The 13,879-nt window shown below is 70.8% G+C and carries 12 protein-coding genes; 10 read left to right on the top strand and 2 right to left on the bottom strand.

Going from position 1 to position 13,879, the window contains the following annotated elements:
* The first annotated feature begins 18 nt into the window (after positions 1 to 18).
* A complete protein-coding gene (locus OHS57_RS04405) occupies positions 19 to 1,353 on the top strand; it encodes an aspartate aminotransferase family protein (RefSeq protein ID WP_041998336.1) in 1,335 nt (444 codons plus the stop codon).
* Between the two features lie 66 nt (positions 1,354 to 1,419).
* On the opposite strand, the gene OHS57_RS04400 is transcribed toward OHS57_RS04405, so the two are convergent.
* Together OHS57_RS04400 and OHS57_RS04395 are read right to left on the bottom strand one after the other, a co-directional pair.
* Positions 1,420 to 3,357: an RICIN domain-containing protein gene (locus OHS57_RS04400; protein ID WP_328581088.1), complete on the bottom strand. Its 1,938-nt coding sequence runs from the start codon at positions 3,355 to 3,357 to the stop codon at positions 1,420 to 1,422.
* A gap of 328 nt (positions 3,358 to 3,685) precedes the next feature.
* Positions 3,686 to 4,702 carry a LacI family DNA-binding transcriptional regulator gene (locus OHS57_RS04395; RefSeq protein WP_328581087.1) on the bottom strand — a complete coding sequence of 339 codons (1,017 nt, stop codon included), beginning with the start codon at positions 4,700 to 4,702 and terminating at the stop codon, positions 3,686 to 3,688.
* A gap of 271 nt (positions 4,703 to 4,973) precedes the next feature.
* On the opposite strand from OHS57_RS04395, the gene OHS57_RS04390 reads away from it, so the two are divergent.
* The 9 genes from OHS57_RS04390 to OHS57_RS04350 all read left to right on the top strand — a co-directional run bounded on the left by OHS57_RS04390 (position 4,974) and on the right by OHS57_RS04350 (position 13,805).
* Positions 4,974 to 6,941 (top strand): discoidin domain-containing protein, encoded by a 1,968-nt coding sequence (locus tag OHS57_RS04390; protein WP_328581086.1) that lies wholly within the window; start codon positions 4,974 to 4,976, stop codon positions 6,939 to 6,941.
* Between the two features lie 361 nt (positions 6,942 to 7,302).
* Positions 7,303 to 7,965 carry a hypothetical protein gene (locus OHS57_RS04385; protein ID WP_328581085.1) on the top strand — a complete coding sequence of 221 codons (663 nt, stop codon included), beginning with the start codon at positions 7,303 to 7,305 and terminating at the stop codon, positions 7,963 to 7,965.
* A gap of 222 nt (positions 7,966 to 8,187) precedes the next feature.
* A complete protein-coding gene (locus OHS57_RS04380; protein ID WP_041998340.1) occupies positions 8,188 to 8,652 on the top strand; it encodes a nitroreductase family deazaflavin-dependent oxidoreductase in 465 nt (154 codons plus the stop codon).
* On the top strand, positions 8,649 to 9,116 hold the full coding sequence (locus tag OHS57_RS04375; RefSeq protein ID WP_328581084.1) for a cupin domain-containing protein: 468 nt from the start codon (positions 8,649 to 8,651) through the stop codon (positions 9,114 to 9,116). The genes OHS57_RS04380 and OHS57_RS04375 overlap by 4 nt, the downstream gene beginning before the upstream one ends.
* A gap of 84 nt (positions 9,117 to 9,200) precedes the next feature.
* Entirely contained in the window at positions 9,201 to 10,106 is a 906-nt protein-coding gene (locus OHS57_RS04370; protein WP_041998343.1) for an alpha/beta hydrolase, read from the top strand.
* 63 nt (positions 10,107 to 10,169) lie between these two features.
* A complete protein-coding gene (locus tag OHS57_RS04365) occupies positions 10,170 to 11,054 on the top strand; it encodes a helix-turn-helix domain-containing protein (RefSeq protein ID WP_328581083.1) in 885 nt (294 codons plus the stop codon).
* A 109-nt stretch (positions 11,055 to 11,163) separates the two neighbouring features.
* Positions 11,164 to 12,387: a sialidase family protein gene (locus OHS57_RS04360; RefSeq protein WP_328581082.1), complete on the top strand. Its 1,224-nt coding sequence runs from the start codon at positions 11,164 to 11,166 to the stop codon at positions 12,385 to 12,387.
* A gap of 67 nt (positions 12,388 to 12,454) precedes the next feature.
* Positions 12,455 to 12,814: a hypothetical protein gene (locus OHS57_RS04355; RefSeq protein WP_241778827.1), complete on the top strand. Its 360-nt coding sequence runs from the start codon at positions 12,455 to 12,457 to the stop codon at positions 12,812 to 12,814.
* Positions 12,815 to 12,956: 142 nt separating this feature from the next.
* Complete coding sequence (locus OHS57_RS04350; protein WP_328581081.1) at positions 12,957 to 13,805, top strand: SMP-30/gluconolactonase/LRE family protein; 849 nt, start codon at positions 12,957 to 12,959, stop codon at positions 13,803 to 13,805.
* The last annotated feature ends 74 nt before the right edge of the window (positions 13,806 to 13,879 follow it).

Raw genomic sequence — 13,879 nt, 5'->3', positions numbered from 1 at the left:
CGCCTTACCGTCGACAGCATGGCTGCTACGACCACTGGTCCGACCACCGTATCGCCGTCCGCCACCGACACTTTCTGGGCCGACGCGGAGAACCATCTCGTCCGCTACGGCACCGAGTTCACCCACGAGGTCATCGACCGCGCTGCGGGGAGTTTCCTCTACGCCGCCGACGGCCGGAAGATCCTCGACTTCACCTCCGGCCAGATGAGCGCGATCCTCGGCCACTCGCACCCGGAGATCGTCGCGACCGTCCAGCGGCAGGTCGCCACCCTCGACCATCTCTTCAGCGGCATGCTCAGCCGGCCGGTGGTCGACCTCGCCAGGCGGCTGGCCGGCACGCTGCCCGAGCCGCTGAAGAAGGTGCTGCTGCTGACCACCGGCGGTGAGTCGAACGAGGCCGCCATCCGGATGGCGAAGCTGGTCACGGGCAAACACGAGATCGTCTCGTTCGCGCGGTCCTGGCACGGCATGACGCAGGCCGCCGCCTCCGCCACGTACAGCGCGGGCCGCAAGGGCTACGGCCCCGCCGCGCCCGGCAACTTCGCGATCCCGGTGCCGAACGCGTACCGGCCCGACTTCACCGCGGCGGACGGCTCGCTGGACTGGCGGCGCCAGCTGGACTTCGCCTTCGACCTGATCGACGCGCAGTCGACGGGCAGCCTGGCCGCGTGCCTGGTCGAACCGATCCTCAGCTCGGGCGGCATCATCGAGCCGCCGCTCGGGTACTTCGCCGCGCTGAAGGAGAAGTGCGAGGAGCGCGGCATGCTGCTGATCCTGGACGAGGCCCAGACCGGCCTGTGCCGCACCGGGACCTGGTACGCGTTCGAGCGCGACGGCATCGTGCCCGACATCCTCACCCTGTCGAAGACCCTGGGCGCCGGGCTCCCGCTGGCGGCCGTGGTCACCAGCGCCGAGATCGAGCAGGAGGCGTACGAGCGCGGGTTCCTGTTCCTGACCACCCACGTCGCCGACCCGCTGGTGGCGGCGGTGGGCAACACCGTCCTGGATGTCCTGACCGCCGAAAAGCTCGACGCCCGCGCGCGCTCGCTCGGCGCGTTCCTGCACGACGGCCTGACCGACATCGCCACCCGCCACGAGGTCGTCGGCGACGTCCGCGGCAGGGGCCTGCTGGCGGGCCTCGAACTCGTCGTGGACCGCGAGACGAAGCGCAGCTCGAACGAACTGGGCGCGAGGGTCACCCGCCGCTGCCTCGAACTCGGCCTGCATACGAACATCGTCCAGATCGCGGGCATGGGCGGAGTCCTGCGCATGGCCCCGCCACTGACCGCGACGGAGGACGAACTGTCCCTGGGCTTGACCATCCTGGACCAGGCCATCGCGGACAGCGCCTGAGCCACGGCTGAGGGGCGGGGCCTCGGTGCGGTCCCGCCCGCTCAACTGGCCTTGGCCGGTGGGTGGTTACGTGGCGGAGAGCGTGAAGCTCTGGGCCGGGCCGTTGCTGCACGTCCACTGTTGGAGGCGGGCGCCGTCCGCGGTGGAGACGTCGGTGATGTCCAGGCACTGCGCGGTGTTGTTGCGTGGTGTGAAGCTGTAGCTGCCGTCGCTGTGCTGGACGGGCTTGAACTGCTCGTTCGTGCCGCCGCCGTAGCCCCACAGCTGGACCTTGACGCCGTTTCCTGTGGCGCCGGGGCCGCCGGTGATGTCCCAGGCCGCGGTGGCGGCGTTGCGGCTGACGACCTTGTAGTAGCCGCTGTCGGTGGGCTGGAACTGCCACTGCTGGTTGGTGCTGCCGGCGACACAGGTCCACTGCTGCAGTGCGGTCCCGTTGGCGGTGCCGCCGTTCGCCGCGTCGACACACTTGTGGCTGTTGGTGTTGGCGATCGAGTACCACTTACTCGCATCGATCACACTGCCGCCGCCGTCGCCGGTCCCGCCGCCTCCGCCGGTCGTGCCGGGCTTCCAGGTGAAGGTCGCCACCGCCTTGGCCGGCACGGAGTAGCTGAAGTTCTGGCCGTTGTGGTTGACGCCGAAGGTGCGGGCGTTGGCGGTGTCGCCGTTGAGGACGATCAGAGCGATGGATCCGTCCGGGTTGCGGAAGGCGACATCCTGGAGGTTCCCCGAACCGAAGGTGTTGGAGTCGACGCGGACCGCGCCGGGCTTGACGAACTTGCTGGCCTGGCCGAGGACGTAGTACTCGGCGTTGTACGCGGCCGTGCCTGCGGAGTTGTTGACCGTGACGGCGCCCGTGCAGGTGGTGCAGTTCATGCTCGGACCGCCGCTCGGGTCCAGCGCCATGTTCCATGTCACCACGGACTTCGCCCAGTTGCGGGTCGCGCCGATGATCAGGTTCTCCGTCTGCCAGTCGAGGGAGTCGGCGAACGTGTTGGCGTCGTTGGCGGATTTGCTGCCGGAGCACTCGGTGAAGTACGCGTCCTTGTTCGGGAACGAGTTGTGCACGACGGACTGCGCGCTCGGGTTGCCGCCGTAGCAGTGCCAGGCCACCCCCGCCGTGTACGGTCCGGCCGCGGAGTCGCCGAGGACGGTCGAAGGGAAGCCGGTGTCGTCCCAGTTGTGGTCGTAGCCGATGATCTTGGTGTTGAGACCGGCGGACGCGATGGCGGGGCCGAGATACCCGCCGATCAGTCGGGCCTCGTCGGCCGCCGAGTACGTGGAGCCGGGGTAGTTGGACGGGGAGAACTCCGGCTCGTTCTGCGGGGTGAGTAGTGAGACGGGGACGCCCGCGGTCTTGTACGCCTGGAGGAACTTGACCAAGTAGTTCGCGTACACCTGGTAGTTGGCGGAGTTCAGTGAGCCGCCCACCATCGAACCGCTGCTCTTCATCCAGCCCGGCGGGCTCCAGGGCGTCGCCATGACGGTGGTGCTCGGGTTGAGCTGGAGCGCCTGCTTGAGCAGCGGCAGGATGTAGTCGTTGTCATGGGTGGTGGAGAAGTGCGCCAGGCTCGGGTCGCTCTGCCCCGCCGGCATGTCGTCGTAGGTGTACTGCGACCGGGCGAAGTCCGAAGCCCCGATCGGCTGGCGCAGGAAGCTCAGCCCGATGCCCGAGGCGGGGTCGAAGAGCTTGGACATGATCGCGTTCCGCTGGGGCGAGTTGGCGATCAGCCAGGCGGAGGAGTCGGTGAGCGAGGCGCCGAATCCGGTCATGGACTGGTACGTCTTCGACGAGTCGACGCTGATGACCTGTCCGGCCGAGCTCGCACCGTCGGCGAAGGTCGCCCCGGACTGCGGAGCCAGCAGCTTGCTCTGGTCCGCCGTCGTCTCCCACACCGATACGGCGGGTCCTGCGGCGGCCTGCGCTGTGCCCGAACTGACGGCGGTGGCGGCCGAGAAGACCAGCGCCGAGGCCAGCATGGCGGAAAGGATTCTGGTACGGGACAACTCTGTCCCTCCTTCTTCGAAGGTAATGGAGCAGCGGGCACCGGGGCATGGCGGGGCGCGACGGGGTGCGACGGGGTGCGGAAAAGGGGGAACGGCCAGGCGGGCCCACGGTGACGGTGCTGCGATGTCACTGGCGCGATCTGACAACGACCTTGTGTTCAAAGGGTGTTGTCATGGGTGGACTGGATGCCACGGTGCCTTCAGCATCCTGATTGAAGGGGAGGATGCCGCAGCGGTCAAGGGGGCGGGAACCGAAAAAAGCCCGACCTGAGCCGGGGCGGGCCGGATGGAGCGTTCATTTCCTCAACGCGGCGCAGGTGTCAGGGGGTCAGCCGCGTGGCGCCGGACCGGTCGATTCCCGCAGGACCAGATGCGTGGCGAGTTCGACATGCAGGGTGTCCACCGTGTGCCGGTCGAGGAGCCGCATCAGCAGCGACACGGCCATCCGGCCCATCTCCTCCAGCGGCTGACCCACCGTCGTCAGCCGGGGCACCGTGCTGCGGCTCAGATCGGTGTCGTCGAAGCCGGTGATCGACAGGTCCGCCGGGACCCGCAGCCCCCGCTCGTATGCGGCCCGCAGCGCGCCGACCGCCGCCTTGTCGTTGAACGCGACCAGGGCGGTGGGGCGTTCGGGCAGGTCGAGCAGGTCGCCCGCCGCTTCGTAACCCCGGTCGGCCGTCGGTTCGATGGCGCGCAGCAGGGCGGGCGACGGCAACAGCCCGGCCTCGGCGAGCGCGGCGGCGTGGCCGGCGAGCCGGGACTGGGTCGCCAGCCACTCGGTGGGTCCGCCGATGACCCCGATGCGCCGGTGCCCGAGCTGCACCAGATGCGCGGTGACGGAGCGGGCCGCGGTCAGATTGGCCGCCGACACCGACGCGATGTCCCGGGACAACGGGCTGCTCGGGTCGACCACCACGAACGGCAGCCCCCGGGCGCGCAGCGCCTCCAGCTCCGTCGCGGGCTCGGGCGGCAGGATCAGCACCGCGCCCGCGAGCCCGGACTCCTGCGCGAGCCCGGCCAGCACCCCAGGCCGGCGGGCGGCGTCGCCCGCGCTGAGCACCACGCGCCTGCCGTGCAGGTCGAGCGTCTCGGCGATCGAGGAGACGATCACGCCGAAGTAGTCGGTCAGCACGTACGGGCAGCGCACATAGATCGCGCCGCCCGAGGCGCCGCGCCGCGCGGGCGCGGGGGCGCCCAGCCGCTCGATCGCCCTGCGCACCAACTCCTGCGTATCGGAGGCCACATGCTCGTGCCCGTTCATGACGCGCGAAACCGTGGCGATCGACACGCCCGCTTCTGCGGCGATCGCCCGCACCGTGACCCGGGAACTCCTCAGCTCAACCACTTGTTACAGCTTTTCGTTTCATGCGGGCAGCGTAGCGGAGCCGGACTTATCGGCTGTAGAGGGCTTGACAGTCCATGACGGGTACGGCTTTTCTGTGCACACGTCAAAGAGTTTCCAGGATGTTTCAGTTTGTTACATGACGGGTTTCGGTAACTCGTCCCCGAAGCGGAACCGGCCCGTGTTCACCGGCTCCGCCGCGCCACGGTCCTGCCTTCACCCGCACCTGCCACCTTCAGCTCCGATCGCGTCCCGTCTCCGAGGAGAACCACTGATGAGACCCTCCCTGACTGCGGCGGCCGTCGCGGCGGCCGCACTCTGTCTCGCGTGTCTGCCGGCCGTCCAGACGGCGGCGGTCACGCCGGCCGGCCGGACCGTACCGGCCGGACACCACCAGCCGGGCTCGCCGCAGGCGCGGGTGTGGGTGACGACGGCGGACGGGGCCCAGGAACTGCGCGAGCAGGCGCCCGTCGCGTTCCGCGCCGGTGCGTCCGACCGGACGACCATCACCGTCGACCCGAACCAGAGCTTCCAGCGCATGGACGGCTTCGGCGGTGCGCTCACCGACTCTTCGGCGGCCGTCCTCGCCCAACTGCCCCGCACAGCACGGGACTCCGCGATGCGGCAGCTCTTCGACCCGGTCCGCGGCATCGGCGTCAGCTTCCTGCGCCAGCCCGTCGGATCCTCCGACTTCACGGCTGCGGCCACCCATTACACGTACGACGACGTCCCGGCGGGACAGACCGACTTCGCCCTGCGGCACTTCAGCATCGCCCGCGACGAGCGGCAGATCCTGCCGCTGCTGCGCCAGGCCAAGCAGCTCAATCCCCGGCTCACCGTGATGGCCACGCCGTGGAGTCCGCCGGCCTGGATGAAGGACAGCGGCTCGCTGGTCGGCGGTCACCTCAAGGACGATCCGGCGGCGTACGACGCGTACGCCCGCTACCTGGTGAAGTACGTCAAGGCGTACGCGGCGGCCGGTGTGCCCGTCGACTATCTGACCGTCCAGAACGAGCCGCAGAACCGCAAACCCAACGCCTACCCCGGCACCGACCTGCCCGTCGAGCAGGAGGCCAAGGTCATCGAGGCGCTCGGACCGCTGCTGCACCGGGCCAGCCCGCGTACCAAGATCCTTGCCTACGACCACAACTGGTCGACGCACCCCGACGACATCGCCACCGCCGAGCAGCTCGGCGAGGACCCGCAGACGGACTACCCGTACCAGGTGCTCGACGGCCCGGCGGCGAAGTGGATCGCGGGTACGGCGTACCACTGCTACTCGGGCGACCCCAGTGCGCAGAGCGCCCTGCACGACGCCCATCCGGACAAGGGCATCTGGTTCACGGAGTGTTCCGGCTCGCACGGCGCGACCGACACGCCCGCGCAGATCTTCCGGGGGACCCTGACCTGGCACGCACGGACCATCACCGTCGGCACCACACGCAACTGGGCCAAGTCCGTCGCTGACTGGAACGTCGCACTCGACGCCGACGGCGGTCCGCACAACGGCGGTTGCGACACCTGCACCGGGCTGCTGGCCGTGCAGGACGACGGGACCGTGACCACCAACGCCGAGTTCTACACCATCGGCCATCTGTCGAAGTTCGTACGCCCGGGGGCCGTTCGCATCGCCAGTACCAACTACGGCACCGCCGGCTGGAACGGCCAGCTCACCGATGTCGCCTTCCGCAACCCGGACGGCTCGACGGCGCTCGTCGTGCACAACGAGAACGACGACCCGCGCACGTTCGCCGTCGCCGTGGGCGACCGAACGTTCGAGTACGCCCTCCCCGGCGGAGCGCTGGCGACCTTCACCTGGCCCAAGTCGGCCGCTCTCACCAGCAGGTTGCACGAGGTGCCCCTGACCGGCGCCCACGCCACCTCCCAGCCCGCAGGCCAGGGCGCGGCGGACCTCGCGGCCGACGCGGACGGCTCGACCCGCTGGTCCAGCGGCCAGGCCCAAGAACCGGGCCAGTACGTGCAGATCGACCTGGGCAAGCGGCGGGACTTCCGCCGGGTCGCCATCGACAGCGGCGACAACCTGGGCGACTACGCCCGCGGCTGGCAGGTCTCCGTGAGCAACGACGGAACGACCTGGCACACGGCGGCCACCGGCACCGGCACCGGCCAACTCACCACGGCGGACCTCCGCCGCACCACCACGGCCCGCTACGTCAGGGTGACCTCGACAGGCACAGCCCCCAACTGGTGGAGCATCGCCGACCTCCGCCTCTACCGCTGACCTTGCTCCTCCCGCCCGCCCCGGCGAGGGCGGGCGGGCCCCCATACCACCTGTTCGAAAGCTAATTCATCTCATCTGCTGATCCGACCAATCCGTGTGCCGCGCTGATACGAACATATGACTGAGAGATCTCGGGACAGGGCGCGCGGCACGGACCTCGTCGGCGCTCGGTCGTTTTCATGCGCGCCAGTGGGGAGTGGTCAGGAAGATGGGCACAGCGGTCGAGGAACGCCCGAAGAGAGCAGCGGGCGCAGGGGAGGCGAAGGAAGCAGACACCGGCGCCGGCGCGCAGAGCGCCGAAACCGGGGAGGCCGCGGGCGGGGTGCCGGCTCTTTCGCCTTATTCCGGTGGGCCCGTTTTCGTGGACGCCAGTGGCCGGCGGCGGCGGTTGTTCCGTAAGGCGGGGTGGCTGGTGGCCGGGTCGTGCGCCTGTTACGCCGTCGCGCTGGGCGGCGCCATCGTCGGTGGTACGTCGGCCGCGCCCTGGCTGCCGATACCGGGCATGGTCCAGAAGGCCGAAGGGGCGGTCAAGCAGGACACGCTCGCCGACCGCGCGCCCAAGGACTCGGCCCCGAAGCCGCAGACGGACGCCGGTACGCCCACGTCGGGCAGCGTCGGAGGACCGCTCGCGGGTGCGGGCATCCCGAGTACCGCCGGACGGACCGCGCAGGAGACGACCGCGAAGGACGCCACCGGCAAGAAGGACTCCGCCTCGGCAGACAAGTCCTCCGGCAAGGCCCCCGCGAAGAGCGCGGCGGGCGGCGGCAAGGCTCCCGTCGGCACCACCGGCGACCAGAACCCGGCGCCGGACAAGGGCAGTTCGGACAGCGGCTCGGGCTCGGGCTCGGGCAGTACGACGGCACCCGACCAGTCGGCCGGCGGCAGCGACGACAGCCCGGCGACGAACGAGCCCGCGCCGCCCGCTGACCAGCCGGCTGCCGACGCCCCCGCTCCCGCCAGTAATCCCATCGGTGATCTGCTCGGGGGTGTCCTCGGCCTTCCGGGCAAGCTGCTGGGCGGCTAGGCCGTCCACGGAGTCAACGCCCTGCGGGCGGTCGGTGCCGGTGGCGCCGACCGCCCGTACGTATGTGTACGGCGCCCGAGCCGGGCGGCTGAGCAGGTGGTACTGCTGTTCCTACTTTTCGTCTGGCGGTCACCGCGCCACCAGGGGGATGATCGAACATGTGACTGCCCCGGGTGAGGGCCGCCGACCGCGGTGTCCCCGGGGCGCGACGACGGGAGACGTATGACTGACGACCCGAACGCACGCATCATCGACGAGTTCCGCGCCAACCACGGCCAGGTCGGCGGAAACTTCGCGGGTGCGCCGCTGCTTCTGCTGCACACCGTCGGTGCCCGATCCGGCGCACCCCGTGTCAATCCGATGATGTACCTGGCCGGTGAGGGCCGCTACTTCGTCTTCGCCTCCAAAGCGGGCTCCGACCACAACCCGGACTGGTACCACAACCTGATCGCCCATCCCGACGTGCGCGTCGAGATCAAGGACGAGACCCTCGACGTCCGTGCCGTCGAGCTGCGTGGCGAGGAGCGGGACACCGTCTACGCCGAGCAGGCCGGCCTTTACCCCGGGTTCGCCGACTACCAGCGCAAGACCGAGCGGATCATCCCGGTCGTCGCACTCGTCCCCACCGGCGGTGACGGTGACGACAGCGCGGCGTCCGCCGGCCGCGCGGAAGGGAATCCGTCGTGAGCATCGCCTATCTCGCCCAGCCCGAACAGCAGCAGAAGCTGGAATGGCTCGACGGAGGCATGTTCTCCGTCCTCCTCGACACCGCGGCCACCGACGGGCAGCTCACCGTCGGACGGTTCTCCGTCAGCAAGGGGGAGGCGCCGCCGTACCACATGCACACCAATGAGGACGAAGTCTTCATGCTCATCAAGGGTGAGGCGCTGCTCTGGTCCGACGACCAGGAGATGGAGCTGTCCGAGGGCGGCATCGTCTTCCTGCCTCGCAACGTGCCGCACGGCTACCGGATCACCTCCGACACGGCCGACCTGCTGATGATCTGCACCCCCGGCGGCATCGAGGGCATGTTCCGGCACGCGGGACGTGACATGGCGACGCCGCGTCCCGAGGGCTTCGAGATCTCGAAGGACCGCATGGCCGAGGCCGCCGACATGTACGGGCAGATCATCGTCGGCCCGCCGCGCTGACCCGGGCCCGCACCCGCACCCGCCCGCGCCCACGCCCGCACTCGCACCGCGCCCCGCCCCGCCCCTGTCAGGAAAGGCTCCACCTTGTCCGAGCAACAGCGCCAGGCCCTCGACGAACTGCTGCGGGACGGCCCGCTCGACCTGGGCGGCGACGTCACCGAACAGCGCGCCGTCTTCCACGAGATGATGACGTCCGTGCCGCTGCCCGACGACATCACCACCACCGCCGGGGAACTCGGCGGCGTACCGGTGATCACCGTCGAGACCCCGGACAACGACCCCTCGACGGTCCTGCTGTACTTCCACGGCGGCGCCTACGCCATCGGCTCGGCGGCCGACGCCGTGGGGCTCGCCGCCGACGTCGCCCGGCGCACCGGCACCCGCGCCGTCTGCGTCGACTACCGGCTGGCTCCGGAGAGCCGGTTCCCCGCTGCTGTGGACGACGCCCTGGCCGCCTACCGTGCCCTGCTGGACGACGGGGTGCCCAGCTCCACCATCGCCTTCGCCGGGGAGTCGGCCGGCGGCGGCCTCGCCGTCGCCGCGCTGGTCGCCGCCAAGGAGGCCGGCCTGCCCCAACCGGCGTCGGCCGTGGTCTTCTCCCCGTGGGCCGACCTCACGGTCTCCGGCCGCAGCATCGACGGCAAGGCCGCCGTCGATCCGGCCCTGACCCCCGACGGCATGCGCACCCGCGCCCACGACTACCTGGGCGAGACCGACCCCGCCACCCCGCTGGCCAGTCCGGTCTTCGCCGATCTCACCGGCCTCGCACCCCTGCTCGTCCAGGTCGGGTCGCACGAGATCCTGCTGGACGACGCGGTACGTCTCGCCGCCCGCGCCGCCGAGCACGACGTCCATGTCGAACTGCAGGTCTGGCCCCAAGTGCCGCATGTCTTCCAGGCGTTCGCCGCCCTGCTGGACGACGCCGACGCCGCGTTGAAGTCGGCCGCCGCCTTCACCCGTGCCCACTGGCCGGAGAGCGACCCCGGGTAAAGAACACGCCCCGCACCGACAAAGCCGCCTGTCGAGCCGTGACATGGGACGATCATGTTGCCCATGGTGCGGACGAACAACTTCGGCATCGCCCTGCGGGGCTGGCGCGAGCGGCTGTCCCCGCTGGAGGGCGGACTGGCGGCCGAGGACGACGAGGACCGGCGCATCCCCGGCCTGCGCCGCGAGGAACTGGCGCTGCTGGCGGGCCTGTCGGTGGATTACGTCATCCGGCTGGAACAGGGCCGCGCGCGCAACCCCTCGGCCCAGGTCGTCGCCGCCCTCGCCAGGGCGTTGCGGCTCGACACGGCCGAGCGTGACCACCTGTTCCGCTGCGCCCAGCTGGCACCGCCCGCCGGCGGCGCCGTGTCCATGCACGTACCGGCCCGGGTCCACCGGCTCGTACGGCAGTTGGGCGACACGCCCGTCGCGGTCTTCGCCGCCGACTGGACGATCATCAGCTGGAACGCGATGTGGTCGGCCGTGGTCGGCGACCCCCATACGTACGACTGGCAGGAGCGCAACCTCGTCACGGGGATGTTCCGCTCGGACGGCCGGCCGGGGCCGGATTCCGTCGCGGCGTGGCCTGTCCGGTCGCGACACGGCGAGGAGGCGGAGGAAGCGGCTCTCGTCGCCGATCTGCGGGTGACGGCGGCCGCCTATCCCGCCGATGTGCGCCTCGCCGCGCTCGTCGAACACATGCTGAGCAGGAGCCCGCGCTTCGCCCGGCTCTGGTTCAACGGCACGGCCCGCGCGCTGGTCGGCGACCTCAAGACCGTCTCGCATCCGTCGGTGGGGGAGATCGCCCTCGACCTCGACGTCCTGATGGTCGCGGGCGCCGACCTCAGGATCGTCACGTACACGGCCGCCGCCGAGACGGCCGACGAGGCCAAGATGGCCGCGCTGCGCGCCACTTGTGATCTCCCGCGACAGAGCCGGGTCTCCGTCTGACGGTACCCGTGCGCGACACCTTCCCGTGTGCCGCCGTTCATCAACTGGACGCGCCGGCCCGCTGGACTCGACCCTCGGCCCGGGGAACAGACTCGTCGCAAGGGGATCCATGAGAGCGCACCGGTTGACGATCACGCTGGCCACCCTGGGAGCGGTCGCGGTCGCCACCACCGTCGGTATCGCCGCGTACGGCTACGGGCACCGCGGATCCCCGACGTGTGTCTCGTCGGTGCCGTTCAGGGCGGGGGAGGACGGCTACGACACGTTCCGCATACCCTCCGCCGTGCTGACGCGCGACGGGACGCTGATCGCCTTCGCCGAGGGGCGGGTCGGCGGCGCCGGGGACAGCGGCCACATCGACGTCGTCCGTAAGCGCTCCGCCGACGGCGGCTGCACCTGGGGGCCGCTCGGCCTGGTCGCGGCGGGGGACGGGCACACCCGCGGCAACCCGGCGCCGGTCGTGGACCCGCGCACCGGCCGGATCGTCCTGCTCAGCAGCTACAACAGCGGCGAGGTCACCGAGGCCCGGATCATGACGGGCGAGGCCACCGCGGGGCAGAGCCGCCGGGTCTTCGCGCAGACCAGCGAGGACGACGGCCGTACGTTCTCCGCGCCGCGCGAGATCACCGCGGAGGTGAAGAGGCCCGACTGGCGGTGGTACGCGACCGGGCCCGGCCATGCCGTCGCCTTCACCACCGGCCCGCACAAGGGCCGGCTCGTCGTACCGGCCAACCACTCGGCTGCGCCGCCGGCCGGCTCGTCCGACACCGGCCAGGAGGCCAAGTACTACGGCGCCCACGCCATCTACAGCGACGACGGCGGTCTGCACTGGAACATCGGCTACGTGGACGGCGGTTACGACGGACTGACCAACTCCAACGAGTCGTCCGCCGCCCAACTCCCGGACGGAAGGCTGTACTTCAGCGCGCGGGACCAGAAGGGCAGCGTCCCGGGCCACCGCCTCGGCGCGTACTCCGCCGACGGCGGCCGTACGCTCGACGCCCCGTACCGGGCGGAGTCCACCCTCCTCGACGTGCCCATGGTCCAGGGCAGTCTGCTCCAGACGACAGGCCGTAAAGGCGCGCCCCTGCTGTTCGCGGGACCCTCGGTACCGACGGCGCGCAGGGCCATGGCGATCTGGCGCAGCACCGACGGCGGCTCGCGGTTCACGAAGGTCACCACCGTCTCCGAACTGCCCGCCGCCTACTCGGACCTGGTCCAGCCGGACAGCGGAACGGTCGGCCTCTTCTACGAGACGGGCGCGGCCGGTCCGTACGAGCGGATCGAGTACCGCAGGATCCCGCTCGGCGACTTCACGGCGAACGGGGGCTGAACCCCCGGCGGGGGAACTGTAGTTGTTCCCCTGCCGGTCCCGCGCCCCGGTCGCTACGGTGACTGGCATGGATGACAAGAACGCGCAGTCAGCCGAGGAGTGGCCGTTACCGCCCTCCTGGATGTGGGGTTGCCAGGAGTGCGTCTCGCTGTACAAGGCGATGAAGCGGGCGCCCGAGGTGGTGGACGCCGCGCGCAGGGCGGGGGAACCGGGGATCGACTACGACCCCATGGACTCGGTGGTGACCACCCAGATCCGGCTGGCCCAGCACATCGCCGCCCGGCACACCGAGGAACTGCCCGGCGTGGACGAGTCGTGCGAGAGATGCGTGGCCGACGAGGCGGCGCAGCGGTTCCCCGTCGCGCTCAAGCTGGAGCACCGGGCACGTCACCTGTTCGCACCGCCCCGTATCGTGGGCCTGATGTGACGGCCGCGGTTGACCACCCCGTCGTGGCCCGCGCCTCATCGGCGCACCGGCCTGCGGCGGGCTGACCCTCCCGGGGCCCTCGCGGCCGCGCGGCCGGTGACTCCCGGCCGGAGCGCCCCCACCGGACCAGGAGGAACGAAGAGTGAAAGCCGAGCAGTTGACCGAGGCCGTCGCCGACCACGGCGAGGGACCCGTCTGGGCACCGGAATGGGCAGGGCTGCGCTGGGTCGACATGCTCGCCGGTGACGTCCTCCACCTGGAGCCGTCCGGCGAGATCGGCCGGTGGCACGTCGGCCCCGTCGCCGCCGCCCTGCGGCCACGGACGGCCGGCGGGATGGTGATCGCGACGGAGCACGACTTCGTGGTCGCCGACGCCCCCGGCGAGGAACCCCGGCTGCTCGCCACCGCGTTGACCGATCCGGCGATCCGTCTCAACGAGGGCGGCTGCGATCCCCAGGGCAACTTCTACTGCGGCACGATGGCCTACGACGAGACCCCGGGCGCCGGGACGCTCTACCTGCTGCGGCCCGACGGCGACGTGTCGACCGTCCTGACCGGGGTGACGATCTCGAACGGGCTCGCCTGGTCGCCGGACGGCACGCGTGCCTTCTACGTCGACACGCCGACCGGGCGGGTCGACGTCTTCGACCACGACAGCGCGACGGGCCTGCACAACCGGCGGCCGTTCGTCACGATCCCGGCGGACGCGGGCCACCCCGACGGGCTGACCGTCGACGCCGAGGGCGGGATCTGGGTGGCGCTGTGGGACGGCGCGGCCGTACGGCACTACAGCGCGGCCGGCGCGCTGGAGAGCGTGGTCCAGCTGCCCGTACGCAACATCACCGCCTGCGCCTTCGGCGGTGAGCGCCTCGACGAGTTGTTCATCACCACGTCCCGGCACGGGGACGCGGACCCGCACCCCGCGGCCGGCGCGCTGTTCCGGGTCACGCCCGGTGTACAGGGCCTGCCGGTGGCGCCGTTCGCGGGCTGAGCCGACCCCGGCCCGCTTCAGGCCCGGCCCACCTCACCCCGTCCCGGTCCATGTTGACTTCGTCAGACCGGTCT

The organism is Streptomyces sp. NBC_00370, assembly GCF_036084755.1.
Taxonomy (GTDB): Bacteria; Actinomycetota; Actinomycetes; order Streptomycetales; family Streptomycetaceae; genus Streptomyces.
Note: the sequence above shows the minus strand (reverse complement) of the source record. Positions and strands in the feature narration are given on the sequence as shown.